Origin of the sequence: Ornithinimicrobium avium (assembly GCF_003351765.1) — a bacterium.
GTDB lineage: Bacteria > Actinomycetota > Actinomycetes > Actinomycetales > Dermatophilaceae > Ornithinicoccus > Ornithinicoccus avius.
Genome location: NZ_CP031229.1, coordinates 2,503,574 through 2,519,592 on the forward strand (window position 1 = coordinate 2,503,574; position 16,019 = coordinate 2,519,592).

General features: G+C 71.6%; 16 protein-coding genes. 3 read left to right on the top strand and 13 right to left on the bottom strand.

The window, feature by feature from the left end; all coding sequences use genetic code 11:
• The first annotated feature begins 7 nt into the window (after positions 1-7).
• The gene (locus tag DV701_RS11465) at positions 8-2,179 is read left to right on the top strand and encodes an acyltransferase family protein (protein ID WP_162802989.1); all 2,172 of its coding nucleotides are present in this window, start codon (positions 8-10) and stop codon (positions 2,177-2,179) included.
• Here the strand turns inward: DV701_RS11465 and DV701_RS11470 are convergent.
• The 4 genes from DV701_RS11470 to DV701_RS11485 all read right to left on the bottom strand — a co-directional run bounded on the left by DV701_RS11470 (position 2,161) and on the right by DV701_RS11485 (position 6,056).
• Positions 2,161-3,870 (bottom strand): bifunctional 3'-5' exonuclease/DNA polymerase, encoded by a 1,710-nt coding sequence (locus tag DV701_RS11470; RefSeq protein WP_228254991.1) that lies wholly within the window; start codon positions 3,868-3,870, stop codon positions 2,161-2,163. The genes DV701_RS11465 and DV701_RS11470 overlap by 19 nt on opposite strands.
• A gap of 141 nt (positions 3,871-4,011) precedes the next feature.
• Positions 4,012-4,848: an SGNH/GDSL hydrolase family protein gene (locus DV701_RS11475; RefSeq protein ID WP_114928418.1), complete on the bottom strand. Its 837-nt coding sequence runs from the start codon at positions 4,846-4,848 to the stop codon at positions 4,012-4,014.
• Positions 4,849-4,853: 5 nt separating this feature from the next.
• Positions 4,854-5,444 (bottom strand): TetR/AcrR family transcriptional regulator, encoded by a 591-nt coding sequence (locus DV701_RS11480; RefSeq protein WP_114928419.1) that lies wholly within the window; start codon positions 5,442-5,444, stop codon positions 4,854-4,856.
• A 3-nt stretch (positions 5,445-5,447) separates the two neighbouring features.
• Complete coding sequence (locus DV701_RS11485) at positions 5,448-6,056, bottom strand: hypothetical protein (protein ID WP_162802990.1); 609 nt, start codon at positions 6,054-6,056, stop codon at positions 5,448-5,450.
• Between the two features lie 107 nt (positions 6,057-6,163).
• Here DV701_RS11485 and DV701_RS11490 point away from each other — a divergent pair, with 107 nt between their 5' ends.
• Entirely contained in the window at positions 6,164-6,688 is a 525-nt protein-coding gene (locus DV701_RS11490; RefSeq protein ID WP_114928421.1) for a DinB family protein, read from the top strand.
• 6 nt (positions 6,689-6,694) lie between these two features.
• Here DV701_RS11490 and DV701_RS11495 read toward each other — a convergent pair whose 3' ends face one another.
• The 7 genes from DV701_RS11495 to DV701_RS11525 all read right to left on the bottom strand — a co-directional run bounded on the left by DV701_RS11495 (position 6,695) and on the right by DV701_RS11525 (position 13,975).
• Positions 6,695-7,582, bottom strand: coding sequence for a polysaccharide deacetylase family protein (locus tag DV701_RS11495; RefSeq protein ID WP_114928422.1), 888 nt, complete (start codon positions 7,580-7,582; stop codon positions 6,695-6,697).
• A 126-nt stretch (positions 7,583-7,708) separates the two neighbouring features.
• Positions 7,709-7,984 carry an HU family DNA-binding protein gene (locus DV701_RS11500; protein WP_114928423.1) on the bottom strand — a complete coding sequence of 92 codons (276 nt, stop codon included), beginning with the start codon at positions 7,982-7,984 and terminating at the stop codon, positions 7,709-7,711.
• 202 nt (positions 7,985-8,186) lie between these two features.
• On the bottom strand, positions 8,187-9,389 hold the full coding sequence (locus DV701_RS11505; protein WP_114928424.1) for an enoyl-CoA hydratase/isomerase family protein: 1,203 nt from the start codon (positions 9,387-9,389) through the stop codon (positions 8,187-8,189).
• Entirely contained in the window at positions 9,286-11,001 is a 1,716-nt protein-coding gene (locus DV701_RS11510; RefSeq protein WP_114928425.1) for a thiamine pyrophosphate-binding protein, read from the bottom strand. The genes DV701_RS11505 and DV701_RS11510 overlap by 104 nt, the downstream gene beginning before the upstream one ends.
• 25 nt (positions 11,002-11,026) lie before the next feature.
• Positions 11,027-12,340: a TRAP transporter large permease gene (locus DV701_RS11515; protein ID WP_114928426.1), complete on the bottom strand. Its 1,314-nt coding sequence runs from the start codon at positions 12,338-12,340 to the stop codon at positions 11,027-11,029.
• Positions 12,337-12,951, bottom strand: coding sequence for a TRAP transporter small permease (locus DV701_RS11520; protein ID WP_162802991.1), 615 nt, complete (start codon positions 12,949-12,951; stop codon positions 12,337-12,339). The genes DV701_RS11515 and DV701_RS11520 overlap by 4 nt, the downstream gene beginning before the upstream one ends.
• Positions 12,944-13,975, bottom strand: coding sequence for a TRAP transporter substrate-binding protein (locus DV701_RS11525; protein WP_114928428.1), 1,032 nt, complete (start codon positions 13,973-13,975; stop codon positions 12,944-12,946). The genes DV701_RS11520 and DV701_RS11525 overlap by 8 nt, the downstream gene beginning before the upstream one ends.
• A gap of 187 nt (positions 13,976-14,162) precedes the next feature.
• Between DV701_RS11525 and DV701_RS11530 the strand changes: the two genes are divergently transcribed.
• The gene (locus DV701_RS11530; RefSeq protein WP_162802992.1) at positions 14,163-14,885 is read left to right on the top strand and encodes a GntR family transcriptional regulator; all 723 of its coding nucleotides are present in this window, start codon (positions 14,163-14,165) and stop codon (positions 14,883-14,885) included.
• A gap of 62 nt (positions 14,886-14,947) precedes the next feature.
• Here the strand turns inward: DV701_RS11530 and DV701_RS11535 are convergent, their stop codons facing one another.
• Positions 14,948-15,286 carry an AzlD domain-containing protein gene (locus DV701_RS11535; protein ID WP_114928430.1) on the bottom strand — a complete coding sequence of 113 codons (339 nt, stop codon included), beginning with the start codon at positions 15,284-15,286 and terminating at the stop codon, positions 14,948-14,950.
• Positions 15,283-16,002, bottom strand: a complete 720-nt coding sequence (locus tag DV701_RS11540) for an AzlC family ABC transporter permease (protein ID WP_228254992.1) — start codon at positions 16,000-16,002, stop codon at positions 15,283-15,285. The genes DV701_RS11535 and DV701_RS11540 overlap by 4 nt, the downstream gene beginning before the upstream one ends.
• Positions 16,003-16,019 lie beyond the last annotated feature (17 nt).

The window sequence follows — 16,019 nt, forward strand, 5'->3', positions numbered from 1 at the left end:
TGCGCTCGTGCCAGGACGTCCTACCGACACCGCGCACTTCCGCCCGGACATCGAGGGTCTCCGGGCGGTGGCGGTGCTCATGGTGCTGGCCTTCCATGCCGGACTGCCGTTCGTCCCCGGCGGCTTCGCCGGGGTGGACGTCTTCTTCGTCATCTCCGGGTTCCTGATCACCGGGCTGCTGGTCCGCGAGGTGGAGCGCTCCGGCCGGGTCTCCCTGCTCAGGTTCTACGCGCGCCGGGCCAAGCGGCTGCTGCCGGCGGCCTCGCTCGTGCTGGTCGTCACCGGCGTCCTGAGCTGGTCGTTCGTCCCGACGGTGCGGTGGGCCGAGATCGGGGGCGACCTGGCGGCCTCCGCCGCGTACGTCATCAACTGGCGCCTGGCCGCGCGGTCGGTCGACTACCTGGCCGAGGACTCCGTCGCCTCGCCGGTGCAGCACTACTGGTCGCTGGCGGTGGAGGAGCAGTTCTACATCGTCTGGCCGCTGCTCATCGTGCTCGGCACCTGGCTGGTGCACCGGCACCGGCTGCGGACCCGGCCCGTGCTCGGCGCGCTCCTGGTCCTGGTCGTCCTGGCCTCGCTCGGCTGGTCGCTCGTCGCGACGGCCGGCCAGCCGCAGACCGCCTACTTCGTCACCACGACCCGGCTGTGGGAGCTGGGGGTCGGTGGCCTCGTCGCCATCACCGCCACCTTCTGGCAGCGACTGGCGCCGGGACCGGCGACCGCGGTCGCGTGGGCCGGCGTGCTCGCGCTCGTCCTCTCCGCGACCCTGCTGGGTCCGCAGACGCCCTGGCCCGGGTATGCCGCGCTCCTGCCGACGCTGGGCACGGCCGCCGTCATCGCCGGTGGCTTCGCGGGGCGGTCCCGCGGCCCGGTCCGTCTCCTGGGCGCCGCACCGATGCTCGACGTCGGCGCCACGTCATACTCCCTGTACCTGTGGCACTGGCCGCTCCTCGTCGTCGCCGCGGCGGCCTGGGGCGAGCTGTCGCTGTGGCAGGGCGTGGCGATCGCGGCGTTCTCCTACCTGCCCGCACGCCTGACCTACGCGCTGGTCGAGAACCCGATCCGGTCCGCGGCGGTGATGTCGAGGCTGCCCTCCCTCGCGCTGACGGTCGGCGCGGCCTGCACGCTGCTGGGCCTGGGCACGGGCCTGACCCTGGTGCGCGGGATGGAGTCCGCCGTCGTGCAGGCCGAGGCCGGTGCCGGAGCGGGAGCCGGGTCCATGCTGGAGGGAGGCCCTCCCGTGGCCGACCCGGTTGCTCCCTCCCCGGACGCGGACCCACCGGCCGGGGTGGCCCGGGACGCCGCGCCCGACCCGACCGTCACCGCGCCCGACCCGACCGCCGCCGGGCCGGACATCTCGCGGATCGACCTCACGCCCGAGTCGATCTCGCCGGACCCGCTGCTGGCCACCAAGGACCTGCCCGGCCTCTACGACCGGCACTGCTCCGGCAGCGTCGGCGGCACCGAGGTGATCCGCTGCGAGGCGGGAGACCTCGCGGGGGACCTCGACGTGGCCGTCGTCGGCGACTCCAAGATCGGGCAGTGGGGCGACGTCCTGGAGCAGATCGCCACCGACCAGGGGTGGAGGCTGCACTACTACGTCCGGGACGCCTGCCCCTGGAGCTCGGCCTCGGTGGACGACGACGGCAGCTGCCTGCTGTGGGGACAGCGGGTCCACGACCTGCTGCTCGGCCCGGAGCAGCCCGAGGTGGTGATCGTCTCCGGCGTCAAGCAGGGGGCGGGGGAGGGCACCCGGCAGGAGCGCAGCGACCGGCTGGCGGCCGGCTACGCCGACTACTGGTCGGACCTGGCGGAGGAGGGGGTGCCGGTCATGGTGCTCGCGGACTCCCCCAACCCGGGCGGCAAGCACGTCTACGAGTGCGTCTCCGAGCACCGTGACGACCTCTCCCGGTGCACCTTCGACCGCTCCGACGGCAGCGGCACCGGGGCGCTCCGGGAGGCGGCCGCCCAGGTGCCCACCGCGACCTTCCTGACGATGAACGACTGGATCTGCCCGCTGGAGGAGTGCCCGCCGGTCATCGGCGACGTGCTGGTCTACCGGCAGGGCTCGCACATCACCAACACCTACGCGGTCACGCTGCTGGAGCCGCTGCGTGCCAGGCTGGTGCCGGCCGTGGACGCGGCGCTGGCCGCGCTGGCTCAACCGGCCTCGTCGTAGGACCCCACCACCGCCACGTCGAGCGGGAACTCCACCGGGAAGCTCCCGAAGAGCAGCTCCCCGGCGGCCGCGGCCGCCCCGGCCACCGCTGCGGCGACCTCGTCGGCCAGCTCCTCCGGTGCGTGGACGATCACCTCGTCGTGCAGGAAGTAGACGAGCTCGGGGCGCGCGTCCGGCGCGGCACCCGCGTGGACCCCCGAGCCACCCGCCGTCCCCACCCTCGCCGTCTCCTCCAGCAGCCTGCGCAGGTGCCCCATCCAGCACAGCGCCCACTCGGCCGCGGTGCCCTGGACGACGAAGTTCCTCGTGAACCGGCCCCAGTCGCGGGACACCTGCCGCGCCCGCCGCTCAGCGGCGCCGCCGGCCCCGGGCTGCTGGGCGGCGGCCTGCGCGTCCCGCCACCACCCTGAGGGCCACGGCGAGGTCCGGCCGAGCCAGGTGGTGACGCGTTCGCCGCGCTCCCCCGCGCGGGCGGCCGCCTCGACCAGCCCGACCGCCCGCGGGTAGGCGCGCTGCAGCCGCGGCACGAGGGCACCGGCCTCGCCCGTGGTGGCGCCGTACATCGCCCCGAGCATCGCCACCTTGGCGTGCTGGCGGGTCTCGACGACGCCCTGGTCCACGAGCGCCTGGTAGAGGTCGCCGGCCGACGCCGCCCTCGCCATCTGCTCGTCCCCGGACATCGCGGCCAGGACCCGCGGCTCGAGCTGCGCGGCGTCGGCGACGACGAGGCGCCAGCCCGGGTCGGCCCGCACCGCGGACCGGATCTCCCTGGGCAGCTGCAGGGCGCCGCCGCCGCGGCTGGCCCAGCGTCCGGTGACGACGGCGCCCGGCACCCAGTCGGGGCGGAAGCGACCGTCCCGCACCCAGCTCTCCATCCAGGCCCAGCCGTTGGCGGTGTGCAGCCGGCTCAGCTTCTTGTAGCGCAGCAGCGGCTCCACGACGGGGTGGTCCAGCCTGGCCAGCTCCCCCTTGCGGGTGCTGGTCACCTCGAGGCCGGCACGGCGCAGGGTCGCGACGATGTCCACGGCGGAGTCCGGGTTGAGCCGCGGCGCGTCGAGCGCGGCACGGACCTGCTCGCAGACCTGCGCCAGCACCGCCGGCCGCCCCCCGTAGGGGTCCCGCTCCCCCAGGGTCTCGGTCAGCCGCCGCTCGTGCACCTCGGCGCTGAACGGCACACCCGCGTGGTTGAGCTCCTGGGCGATGAGGCCACCGACCGACTCGGCGTGGCACAGCAGCGCCAGACCCCCGCGGTCCTGGGCACCGGCCAGACACTCCTGCTGGGCCACGTGCTCGGCCACGCACTCGTCCACGCCCGGTCCCCGCGACGCGAGGTCGAAGAGCGTCGGGTCGGACGGCACGTGCTCCGGGGGGACCGCGGCGTCGGTCGGGGCGGCGTCCCAGTCGTTCCCCGGGGCGAGCGCGTATGACGTGTCCCGCACCGCGGCCGCCGCTCTCAGCAGGGCGCGGGTCAGCCTCAGGTCGACACCGCGCCGGACGCGGACACCCGCCCGCAGCAGCCGCGGGTAGAGCGCCGCCGAGTCGGCCCACACCCAGCGGACGGACTCCGGCTGCCCCGCGACCCAGGCGGGGAGCTCCCCGAGCGCGACCCGGTGCCGCCGCCCCGGCACACCCGCGTCGACCTCGACAGCCTCCACGGCCTCACCGTCGGCGACGGCCAGCACGAGGTCCACGCCGTGCAGCCTATGGCCTGGAACCCGCCGGATCTGGAGCCCTGTGCACCCACTCGGTCAACTGCCGGGCCAGGGTTGTCGCAGCCAGCTGCTCCCGGCCGACGTCGGGCAGCTCGTCCGCCCCCCTCCGCCCGCGACCCGTCATGCGCCGTCGTCCGCCTCGTGCGTCAGGATCACCGGCAGCACGTCGGGCCGCTTGGGGACCCGGTGGTCGCCGGAGCTCTCGCCCCGCAGCCGGCGCCGGACCCAAGGCCGCAGGTAGGCGGCCACCCACTCCCTGTCGGCGGCCAGCGACTCGAAGCGCCCCAGAGACGGCGCCGGGTCGAGAGGCTCGAGCCAGTCACGCACCTCGAACGGCATGCCCAGCGTCCACAGCGCCTGCGCGGCGACCCGGGCGTGCCCCTCGGAGCTGAAGTGGATCCGGTCGTCGCCCCACATGCGCGGGTCGCGCAGCGACTGCATCGTGTAGAGGTCGACCACGAACGAGCCGGTGCGCTGGGCCACGCCCCACAGCTCGGCGGTGTACTCGACCATCCGCGGCTGCATCCGGCTCACCAGCGAGGCCCACGCGACGTTGGGTCCGGTGAAGAGCAGCACGTCGGCGCCCGTCTCCCGGATGCGTTCCACACCACCCTCGAGCCGGGCGATGACGGACTCGATCGACACCCGCGGCCGCAGCACGTCGTTGCCGCCCGCCGAGAAGCTCACCAGGTCGGGGGTCAGCGCGAGTGCCGCGTGCAGCTGCTCCTCGATGATCGCGTCGATCAGCCGCCCGCGGACCGCGAGGTTGGCGTAGCCGAACGGCCGCCCCTCCGCCTCGTTGCGCGCGGCGAGCGCGGCGGCGACGCGATCCGCCCAGCCGACGTACTCGTCCGGCCGGTCCGGGTGCGCGTCGACCATCCCCTCGGTGAACGAGTCGCCGATGGCGACGAAGCGCTGCCAGCGACGGGGATGGGCGGGCTCCGGACGGACGGGCATGCTCGTCAGGGTATGTCGTCCGCGAGCCGGGCGGTCGGTTGCCGGAGGAGCTCCTCGACGCGGCGGTGGGCGATCCGCCTGGCCTGCTCGGGGTCCATCCGACCCGCCTCGGCGACGACACCCAGGGCGAGCCCGTCGAGCAGCGCCAGCAGTTCGGTCGCGTCGTCCTCGGCCGTGGCAACCGGTGCTCCGGCGGCCGGCAGCAGGAGCCGCAGGCCCGCCCGCGTCCGCCCCCACAGGTCGGCATAGGCCGCCGCCGCCTCCTCGTCGACCGTGGCGCGGGCGGCCAGCGACAGCCAGATCCTCGCGACCAGGCTGTCGCCCGAGCTCGGCAGGAGACGCTCGACCAGCGCGTGCAGCCGCTCACCCGGGTCGGGGATCTGCTCCAGCTCGCCGAGGCGCTGCGTTGCCTCGGCCGCGATCGAGGTCAGCGCGGCGGTGACCATCTGCGCCTTGGTCGGGAAGTGGTGCTGGACGGCGCCGAGGGACACCCCGGCGCGGCTGGCGACGCTCCGGAGGCTGAGCCCCTCGAAGCCTGCCTCCGCCAGGATCGCGACCACCGCCGCGACCACGTCGCGGCGGGCGCTCGTGCTCATCGGTTATCGGGTCCTCCGGGTGTCGGTGTAGAGACGCCATGCTGCCACCCCGGCGCGGCGGGCGAGCTCGGTCGGCTCCGCACGGCCGGCGTCGTCAGCGTGCGCGGGTGGGCGGTGGGCAACGGCGGCCACGGCGAGCAGCAGTACGGAGAGGCCGAGGAGCGCCGCCTCGAGCGTCTCCTTCATCATCACGAGCACCACGCCCAGGCCCTCGTGGTCGGGGACCGGCACCTCGACGCCCCGCACCGCGACGCCCAGGAGTCCGGCCAGCAGGCCACCGGCGATCCAGCCGACGGGCCGCGGATCACCTCCGCGGTCGACGAGGGCGGCCACGATGAGCAGCACGGCCGCCAGCACCAGGAGGGCGAAGCGGAGCCAGGCCCACCACCCCAGCTGCGCCAGCACGTCCATCGCATCACCGCCGGTGCGGTAGCTGCTCATCACGCTCGTGCGCACGGCCACCATGCTCACACCCGAGGCGAGCGCGGCGAGGAGGCAGCCGACCATCCCCCAGGTGAAGGCCGCGCGCGAGCGGCGCCGGTAGCGCAGCAGCAGGGCCCCCGCGAGGACGGGGGCGAGCAGGGCGAGCAGCTCGAGGACCCGGAACATCATGCTCCAATACGTTTGACATGTTCGATGAATACGACCGTATTGGATGAGGGCCCTCGCAGGCAAGCGCCCGGCGCGTCGGCGCCCGCAGGGTGTGCCACCATCGACAGATGGAGCAGCCCCAGCACATCGAGCCGGACACCAAGGACTGGACCGCGGTCATCACGCAGGGGTGCGCCGAGTGCGGCTTCGAGCCGGACTACGACGTCACCACGACCGGTGACCGGCTGCGCGCGACCGTGCCGCCCTGGCGCGAGCAGCTCGCGCGCATCGACGTGCGGGAGCGTCCGGAGCCGACCACCTGGTCACCGCTCGAGTACGGCGCCCACGTGCGCGACGTCCTCGACGTCATGCGCGGCCGCCTGGAGCTGATGCTCGCCGAGGACGGCGCGAGCTTCGCCGGCTGGGACCAGGACGAGGCCGCGGTGCGGGCCCGCTACGACCTGCAGGACCCGGGCCGGGTGGCCCAGGAGTACGCCGAGGCGGTCGACGCCACCGCCGCCGCCTTCGACGCGGTCGCGGGCGAGCAGTGGTCCCGGCGCGGGTCCCGGGACGGCACGGCGTTCACCGTGGAGACCCTCGCCGTCTACACGCTGCACGACATCGAGCACCACCTGGCCGACGTCACCCGCTGACGCTCCTCAGAGCACGTCGTCGAGCCGGCGCAGGCTCAGCCCGCGCTCGCGCAGCAGCGGCACGGCGGCGTCGACCCCGGCCGCGGTGCCGCCGCCGGGACGGTTCATGTGCGCGAGCACGATGCCGCCCGGCGCCAGCGTCAGCAGGTTGGCGGTGACCTGCCGGGCCGGGGCCGTCGCGCCGAGGTCCCCGTTGACGGTGAACCCGACGACGGGCGTGCCCAGGTGCACGGCGAGCTCGGCGGACACGTCGTCCAGGTGGGCGGTCCCGGGCCGGAACCACCGCGGCTCGATCCCCCACAGCACCCGGAGGAGCCGGTGCGCCCGCGCGATCTCGTCGTACGCCTCCTCCACGGACGCCGTCCCGGGTATGCCGTACGCCGCCTGTCCGTCCACGCTCAGCGGCACGTGCCGGTCGCCGTGGTTGGCGATCTCGAAGAGCGGGTCCGCCACGAGCTCGGACATGGTCCGCCAGTTGGCGACCGCCCACGACCGGTTGACGAAGAGGGTGGCGGGGGCCTGGTGCCGGCGCAGCACCTCGATCAGCTCCGCGTCGTGCTCGAGCCGGGACCCGCCGCACGCGTCAAAGGTCAGCACGACCTGGTCGGTCGAGGGGAAGGAGGAGACGATGCCCGGTCCCTCGAGCCCGAACCAGGCCGGCGCACGCCCGCCCAGGAGGGCGACGGCACCCTGCCTGGTGGGCAGCCCGGTGGAGATCAGGTGGAGCGGCGAGGTCGGGAGCGAGGTCGAGCGCAGTGCCTCCGGCGGGCGGGACACCGGCTGGCCCGGCGCCGGCGCGGCGACGCCGGCCGCGAGGGCGGCGCGCAGCACGGTCCGACGCGTGAGGGCGCGGCGCGTCAGGGTAGGACGGATGACTGCGAGACGTGACGGCATACCCCGTTGCTCCCCTGCTCCCTGTGGTGCCTGCCTGCGAGCAGCACTCTGCCAGAGAAACGCCGGAACGGCGAACGCCCTGGCCGTCACGAGGACGGGCAGGGCGTTCGACGTGGGTGGCGGTCCCTACTTGGAGACGCGCTCCTTCAGCTTGGAACCGGCCTTGAACGCCGGGGCCTTGCTCGCCGCGATCTGGATCTCGGCGCCGGTCTGCGGGTTGCGCCCGGTACGGGCGGCGCGCTCGCGGACCTCGAAGGTGCCGAAGCCCGGGAAGGAGACCTTCTCGCCCTTGGCGAGCTCGGCGCCGATGGCGTCGAGAACGGCGCTGACGACCTTGTCGGCAGCAGCCTGGGTCATGCCCGCCTCGCGGGCCACGGCCTCGACAATAACCTTCTTGCTCATGTGAAAAGCCCTTTCATCGGCCTGATGGGTCGCCTCACGGTAAGCAGACGAGGGCCCTGATTGCCAACCGACGCGCCACGGAGCCGCGTCAGATCAACGATTTGGGGGCCTGAGGGGGTCTGGGGCGCCCCGCCGGTGCCGCGGTGGCCGCGCACCTGGGCACCGCACGGGGTCAGGCGGCTGGACCGGCTGCCGCCCGGAGCTACCGGTCCAGCACCGTGTCCATCGCCAGGTCGGGACCGTCGATCGGCGCGAAGTAGCTCTCGACCCGCTCGTCGGTCACCTGGTCGAGGCTGATCGCCCACGACGGGTTCCGGTCCTTCTCGATGACCGCCGCGCGAAGCCCCTCCCGGAAGTCGGGGTCGAAGCTGAAGTGGACGTTCCGGCGGAGGTCTCCGACGAGAGTCTGGGACAAGGTCTCCCCGTCCACCACACGCTGGAGCCCTCTGAGGGTGACCTTCACCGCAGCCGGTGCGACCTCGCGCAGCCGGGCTCCCGCCACCGCGGCTTCTGGCTCCGGCCGGGCATCCAGCCTGGTGAGGATTCCTTCGACGGTCGGCGCCGCATAGCAGTCGGCGATCCAGTCCCGGGACGCAAGGAGTGGCTCCGCGGCGGCGTCCAGGCTCCCTGGTCCAAGCTCTGCCGATCGCACCGCGTCGTCGGTGTCGACGCCCCGCGAGAGCGCAGCGGTCAGTTCGTCTCCTGACCCGGAGCCGACAACGGTGTCTGCCAGCCCGACCTCGACCGCGCCGAGCGGACCCGTGGTCGTCCCGGTCAGGGCGAGATGAAAGCCCAGCTGCCCCGGCGCGCGCCCCAGGATGTAGAGCGCACCGACGTCCGGGGACAGCCCGATGCCGACCTCGGGCATGCCCACGGCGGACGTGGGCGTGACGAGGCGGTGCGACGCATGACAGCCCAGACCCACCCCACCGCCCAGGACGATGCCGTGCAGCAGCGTGACGACCGGTTTGCGGTAGCTGGCGATGAGCGCGTCGAGAAGGTGCTGCTCACGCCACAGCTGCTGGGCGACGTGGTGCTGTCCATCCATCGCGTCGTAGACGGCCTTGACGTCGCCGCCCGCGCAGAAGCCGCGTGGACCCTCACCGTCCAGGAGTACGTGCTGCACCGAGCTGTCCGACTCCCAGGCCCTGAGCACGGAGGTGATCCTGCGGATCATGTCCAGGGACAGGGCGTTGAGGGCTCGCGGCCGGGCAAGGGTGACGTGCCCGAGCGACCCGGTGACCCGGGTCCGGACATGGTCGTACAGGACGTCGGCGTGGCTGTCGTGGATGCTCAGTGGTCTACCTTTCGACCGTGGACGAGGACTCGGCGTCGTTCCACGCCCGGAGCGCCTGGTACGGCGGCACCTCGGCGAGGCCGGACAGGTAGTCGGGCGACACCGCATCCCGGGTGACCCGAACGTCGACCACCGCCGGTGCGTTCTCGAGGGCTCGCCTCAGCGCGGGACCGAGCTCGTCCGCGCTCTCCACCCGCTCTCCGTGGGCGCCGAGCGCCTGTCCGAGCAGGTCGTAGCGCACGCCGGGCAGGTCCACCCCGACGAGTCGGCCGTCGAAGCGCTCCACCTGGTCGTAGCGTTCGATGTTCCACGCCTCGTTGTTGGCGACGACGAAGACGGCTTTGGCGCCCTGCCGGACAGCGGTGTCGACGTCCATGGCGGTGAAGCCGAAGGATCCGTCGCCGATGACGGCCACGACCCTCCGCTCCGGGTGGGTCAGCGCCGCCGCGGTCGCGAACGGGACGCCGACGCCCAGGCAGCCGAGAGGCCCGCAGTCGAGATACCGCTGCCCTTGCAGTGCGACACGTGAGAAGGAGAGGATGTCACCGCCGTCGGCGACGGCGACCGTGGTGTCGTCGACAAGCTCGTTGACCGCCCCGATGAGGGTGTACGGGTGCATCGCACCGTCGTCGCCCGCGGGTGCAGTGGCGATCCTCTCGGCGAGCCTGCTCACCCGCTCCTTGTTCTCCGTGACGATCTCCTCCTGCCACGCCACGTCTGGAGCGACCGGACGAGCGCCTGCGTCGAGGAGGGCCTGGAGTCCCGACCTCACGTCCGCGCACACTTCGACGTCTCCCACCCGGTTGGCGCTGAGCTCCTCACGGTAGCGGCCGATGCGCACGAAGGTGGAGGCTCCCGAGAAGACGGCCGGGGAGCCGTAGGCGAGCTGGAAGTCCAGTCGTCGGGCGAGGACGATGACCAGGTCCGCCTCGCGCATGGCCCTGGCCCGCATGGCCGGTACGGCTGCGGGATGGTCCTGGGGCAGGGCCCCACGGCTCTCTCCGGTGTCGAGGTAGACCGCACCGGTCGCGGCCAAGAACTCTTGGAGCAGTGCGGAGGCGTCGATGGCAGCGCGGCCGGCGATGACCAGTGGACGTCTCGACCGTCGGATCGCCGCGGCCGCGGCGTCGACCTGGTGTGCCGCTGGAGGCCGCGGGGGTAGGCGGTAGGGCACGAGCGCCGCCACGCGGTCCAGATCGCCATCGTAGTTCTCGGTCTGCAGGTCGGTGGGGAGGTCCAGGTAGGCAGGCCCGGGCTCGTCACCCTCGCCCTGGGCCGCCCTGATCGTGGCCGACAGCCGGTCGAGCACGTGCCGCTGGTGGCGCACGGACTCGGCCCGTCTGGTGATGGGCGCCATGAGGGCGGCCTGCGCCACGTCCTGCATCGCGCTCATGCCGACCTGCGGGCGCGGAGTCGACCCGGACAGGACGAGGACGGGGACGCGCGAGACGCCGGCGTTGGAGACCGCTGTCGTCGTGTTCGTGAGCCCAGGACCGGCGGTGACCAGCGCGACACCGAGTTCACCGGTCAGTTCGGCCGCGGCGTGCGCCATGTAGACAGCGCTTGCCTCGTGCCGGACGTCGACGATCTCGACGTCGCGGCGCACCAGCGCGTCCCACAACTCTTGGATGTGTCCTCCGCAGAGCCCGAAGACCCTGCGCACACCGCTGGCCACGAGGGCCTCGGCGACGACGTCTGCCACGGTCGGGTCGGTGTTCACGTTCTGCTCCTCACTGTGATTGGCTCTACATGTGCCACATGGAGATCCACGGGACGACGTTGGTCACCACGAGGACCGGGAGTGCCCCGAAGAGCAGGAACCGCAAGGTCCACCCGACCATCTGGTGCGCAGGAACGCCGCACGCGCCGGCGGCGACGAAGATGTTCGGCGCCATGGGGGGCGTGGCGAGACCGATGCCGAGGTTGAGCACCATGATCACGCCGAACTGCACGGGGTCGATGCCCGCCGCGGTGACGATGGGCATCAGGAGCGGCGCTAGGACGATGATGGCCGTGTTCTCCTCCACCAGCATGCCGACGACCAGCATGAAGAGGTTGAGCACGATGATCAACGCCCAGATAGGCAGGCCGACCTCGTCGATCCACAGCGCGAGGCTGGTGGGGATGCCCGACATGGTCAGGGCCCGCGCGAAGGCGCCACCGAGGGCGATGATCACCAGGATCGGCGCGGTGGACAGCATGCCGTCGAGCAGGGTGGTGTGGATGGTCTTGACGCGCATCCCGCGGTACACCAGCAGGCCGACCAGCAGTCCGTACAGGCACGCCACGGCTCCTGACTCCGTCGGGGTGAAGTAGCCGCTGTAGATCCCCCCGAGGATGACGACGGGCATCAGGAGCGCGGGCACCGCTGCGACGAACATGCGCACGGCGCGGCGCAGCCCGGGGCTGACACGCGAGCTCGGCACCTGACCGTCCGGCTCATCCCGGTCAAGCGGCATGTCACGGTCCCGCAGCCCAGGCTGGTTACGCGCCCAGACCAGGTTCGTCGCGGAGATCATCACGAAGAGCAGGAGACCGGGGATGATCCCGCCCAGGAACATCTTGCTGATGGACACGTTGGCGGCGATGCCGTAGACGATCATCGGGATGCTGGGCGGGATGAGGATGCCCAGGAGGCCCGCGACCGACACCATGCCGGCCACGTAACGACGGGGGTAGCCGCGCTTCTCCATCTCCGGCGTCATGATCGACCCCATGGCGCTGACCGTGGCCACCGACGATCCGGTGATGGCACCGAAGATGGCCGAGGCCCCGGCAAGGGTCACACCCATGCCGCCCTTGAGACGTCCCGTGAAGGCCGCCACGAAGTTGACCAGACGGGTGGACACGCCGCCGTCCTTCATGATCGTGCCCGCCAGCAGGAAGAAGGGGATGGCCAGCAGCGGGAAGGAGTCGATCGTCCGGTAGGCGACGGACGGCACGAGCGACGCGTCACCGACGCCCATCATGGCGAAGAAGGCTCCGACGCCGAAAGCGAAGGCGACGGCGACGCCCAGGAGGATGAGGACGACGATGCTCGTGACTGCGAGGATGATCATGCGGACGGTTCCTGCTCCGCGACGTCATAGTTCCCGAACGTGACTCCGCTGAGGAACGACTGGGCCAGGAGGGCGGCAGTCACCACCAGACCGAGGACCGCGCCGACGACCAGCGGCAGCATGGGGATCCAGTTGGGGATCTGCAGGCCGGCTGAGAATCCACCGGTGTCCACGGCGTCGCGCACCACGACTCCCGCGTACCAGGAGAAGAGGCCGAGAAAGACGATCTCCAGCACGAGGATGAGCCGCTCGAGCCAGCGCCGGGAGCGGCCCCCGGGCAGATAGTGCGCGAGGGCGTCGACGGCGATGTGGTTGCGGGCCCTGGCCAGCACCGGGAGCGCCAGGAAGGTGCCGCCGATCATCATGTAGCGGGCGATCTCCTCGGGCCCGATCAGGGTCGTGGGCAGGGCGTAGCGCACGAAGACCTGGGTCAGCGCGGCCAGCAGCATGACGGCCATGAACACCGTGAGGAGCACGCGGAGCACCTTGTCCAGGGCGTCGAGCGGCACGGACAGCCATCGCGGGCCGACGGGCACCGGAGGGACCTCGCCCCCGTCGCCGAAGGCGTCGTAGCCCGATCCTCGTGATTCGACGGGGCCGGGATCAACCACCGGCGACCGCCTCGGACGCCTCGCGGAGGCCGGCAATGACGTCGGTGCCGAAGACCTCCTCGAACTGGGGCCAGATGACCTCCTTGATCTTCACGAACTCTGCCATCTCGGCGTCGGTCAGCTCCACCACCTCGACGCCCTGCGCCTTCAGGGTCTCCATACGGTCGGGGCGCGCGTCGCGCAGGGCCTGGCGCATGTCGACGCTCATCGTCTCGGCCGCCGCCCGGACGGTGTCCTGGTCGTCACCCACCTGAGCCCACGTGTCCTCGTTGCAGGCCAGCGCGCCGGTGCCGTAGGCGTGGTTCGTCAGGGTCATGTAGCTCTGCACCTCCCCGAACTGGGAGTCGGTCGTCAGGGCGAGGCCGTTGTCCTGCCCGTCGACCGTGCCCTGCTGGAGAGCGGTGTACAGCTCGCTGAACGCCATCGCGAGGGGTTGGGCCCCCCAGGCCTTGAACATGTCGACGTACATGGGCGTCTCGGGGACGCGCAGCTTCAGACCCTCGAGGTCTGCCGGGGTGTGGACGGCGTGCTTGCTGTTGCTCAGGCCGCGGAAGTCGTTCTCGTAGAAGGCGAGCACCTCCACCCCGCGCTCCGCAAGCAGCTCACGGTCGTGGTTGGCCACGAACCCGTCACCGTAGAAGAGTGCGTCCGCACCGTCGTATCCGGTCACGATGTAGGGCATGAAGCTGAGCTGCAGGCGTGGGTCGATGCCGGCCGCCGCGTAGTTGACCATGCCGCACTCGACGGTACCGCTCTGCAGGCCCTCCCCCATCTCCACGTCGCTGCCGAGCTGGGAGCCGGGGAAGACCGAGATCTCGACCCGGCCGTCGGTCTCCTCCTTGACCTGGTCGGCCCAGGCAGTGGCGGCCACGTGGATCGGAGACGAGGCGGGGAACACGTGTCCGACCCTCAAGGTCACCGGCTCTGCGCCGTCCGAGCCCTCGCCACCGTCCCCACCGCAGGCGGTAGCCCCCAGTGCGACCGTAGCCATCGTGGCGATCCAGGCGGTCTTCGTGAACTTCATGTTGGGCTCCTTGGTCAGTGCGCGACAGTGGGCTGGAGCCGGCGACGGGGCGTGCCACCGGGGCCGTTACAGGTACACAGAATCCTGTATCCAGGTCATACTAGGGATGCCGTGACCCTGCGTCAATGGGTAGGGCGTGGACTAACGTCCTGCATGAGCTGGGCGCTCGACGACGAAGGAGATGGCCATGGCGGCTGCAGCTGGTACAGCAGGGGGAGGCATCGTTCCGGGGCAGGAGGGGCCCGTCCTGGGTGGGCCGGTCATCCAGATCCCCGACGCGGCCGCCGTGAAGCGAGCGGTGCTCGATCGCCTACGACGGGCCATCACCGTCGGCGAGATGCCGCCTGGGTCGCGCCTCCGTCAGACCCAGCTGGCCGCCGCCTTGGGCGTCAGCCGTATGCCCGTGCGCGACGCCATCAGCGACCTGGTCGCTGAGGGCCTCGCGGTGCCTGCCTCCGGCGGCGGCGCTGTCGTGTCCGCGCTGTCCCAGCAGGACATGCACGACGTCTACGCCGTGCGTGCGACGCTCGAGGTCTTCGTGGTCAGGGAGCTCGCCGGTGCGGTAGGCAGCGAGCAGATCCGTCAGCTTCGGAGCATCTGTCTCCGTTCGAAGAAGCTGATCGCGAACGACCAGCGCGAGGCCCTCACCGCCCTCGACAAGGAGTTCCACTGGGCGCTCTACCGGGCCACGGGCAACCGGTTCCTCGAGTCCGCACTGACCCCGATGTGGGCGCAGGTCGACCGGATCATGTACCAGATCCTGCAGATGCAGGACTACATCTATCTCGCCTGGGACGAGCACGCCGCGATCGTCGACGCGATCGAGGACCAGGACCCGGACGCCGCGGGGCGGCTCATGCAGCTGCACCTGCACAGAGCTGCGGAGCGCCTCATCGAAGAGGCGGGCTGAGCCCCCTCCACGAGCAGCTTTCGACCTATCCCACCTACTCTCCGATACGCTGAAGCGGGTCGTCAGGCGAGGAAAGGAAGGAGGTTGAACAGCATGACGGCGGCCATGCCCGAGAGGATGGTCCACGTGATGCTCCTGGTGCGCCACGCGACGAGGGCGGCGAGCGTTGCCGCGAGCACCTCGGGGCTGAGTCCCGACCACGCGGCTCCGGGCCGCAGGACTGCCGGCGCGACCAGGGCCGCGAACGCCGCGGGAGGAATCATCTGCAGGAACTGCTGGAACCCTGCCGGCAGCTGGGCCATCCGTTCAGCCATGAGGATGAAGGGCGCACGGAGCAGAAATCCCAGGACCGCGGTGAGGATGATGACGGTCCAGACGGTCGTCGAACTCAGGTCTGTCATGCCTCAGCCCTCCATGAGCGGTACCGCTGATGCAGGAACCCGGCCGTCGTGCCGAGCAGGGCTCCCAGGAGCATGCCGAGGTTGCCCGGGGCACCGACCAGCGTGACGGCTACTGCGCCGCCGACGACGGCCGCTGTGACCGCAGGGAGATTCGTCAGGGCCGGCATCATGAGGGCCAGGAAGGACAGCGGGACGGCGAACGCCAGCGGGATGGCCTCTGGAATCCCTTGCCCCAGCAGCGCCCCGGCGAGCGTGGAGAGCTGCCAAGTCACCCAGAAGATCACCGCCGCGCCCAGGTAGTAACGAGCCTTGTCCCGAGGGGGTGGACCGGTGACGTACCGAGCGTTCGCCACGGCGTAGGCATGGTCCGTCAGGATGTAGGAGCTGAGCAGGCGACCAGCCAGGGACTGAGTCTGAAGGTGCGGGGCCATCGCTGCGGAGAACATCAGGAAGCGAAGGTTGATCACCGTCGCCGTCAGGACCGCGACGGACACGGCGGCACCCGACCCGAGAAGGTCGAGAGCAGCGATCTGCGAAGCCCCGGCAAAGGTGATGAGCGAGAAGGCGCAGGCCTCCAGGACCGTCATCCCGTTCTCGACGCCTGCCACCCCGGCGATCATCCCGAACGGGATGACCCCCAGAAGGATCGGCGACATGGCGACCGCCCCGCGGACGAGGCCGTCGCTCTCGGCAACCTGCGATGCGGTCATACGCATGAGGAACCTTCTCGGTC

What these genes read in the sequence shown, in the direction of transcription:
- DV701_RS11475 (WP_114928418.1), bottom strand. Translation starts at nt 4,848, where the DNA reads ATGCCCGTCCGTCCGGAGCCCGCCCATCCCCGTCGCTGGCAGCGCTTC.
- DV701_RS11480 (WP_114928419.1), bottom strand. Translation starts at nt 5,444, where the DNA reads ATGAGCACGAGCGCCCGCCGCGACGTGGTCGCGGCGGTGGTCGCGATC.
- DV701_RS11485 (WP_162802990.1), bottom strand. Translation starts at nt 6,056, where the DNA reads ATGATGTTCCGGGTCCTCGAGCTGCTCGCCCTGCTCGCCCCCGTCCTC.
- DV701_RS11490 (WP_114928421.1), top strand. Translation starts at nt 6,164, where the DNA reads ATGGAGCAGCCCCAGCACATCGAGCCGGACACCAAGGACTGGACCGCG.
- DV701_RS11495 (WP_114928422.1), bottom strand. Translation starts at nt 7,582, where the DNA reads ATGCCGTCACGTCTCGCAGTCATCCGTCCTACCCTGACGCGCCGCGCC.
- DV701_RS11500 (WP_114928423.1), bottom strand. Translation starts at nt 7,984, where the DNA reads ATGAGCAAGAAGGTTATTGTCGAGGCCGTGGCCCGCGAGGCGGGCATG.
- DV701_RS11505 (WP_114928424.1), bottom strand. Translation starts at nt 9,389, where the DNA reads ATGCGGTGTCGCCCGACTACCTGTCCGGCCTCGCCGAGGTGCCGCCGT.
- DV701_RS11515 (WP_114928426.1), bottom strand. Translation starts at nt 12,340, where the DNA reads ATGATCATCCTCGCAGTCACGAGCATCGTCGTCCTCATCCTCCTGGGC.
- DV701_RS11525 (WP_114928428.1), bottom strand. Translation starts at nt 13,975, where the DNA reads ATGAAGTTCACGAAGACCGCCTGGATCGCCACGATGGCTACGGTCGCA.
- DV701_RS11530 (WP_162802992.1), top strand. Translation starts at nt 14,163, where the DNA reads ATGGCGGCTGCAGCTGGTACAGCAGGGGGAGGCATCGTTCCGGGGCAG.
- DV701_RS11535 (WP_114928430.1), bottom strand. Translation starts at nt 15,286, where the DNA reads ATGACAGACCTGAGTTCGACGACCGTCTGGACCGTCATCATCCTCACC.
- DV701_RS11540 (WP_228254992.1), bottom strand. Translation starts at nt 16,002, where the DNA reads ATGCGTATGACCGCATCGCAGGTTGCCGAGAGCGACGGCCTCGTCCGC.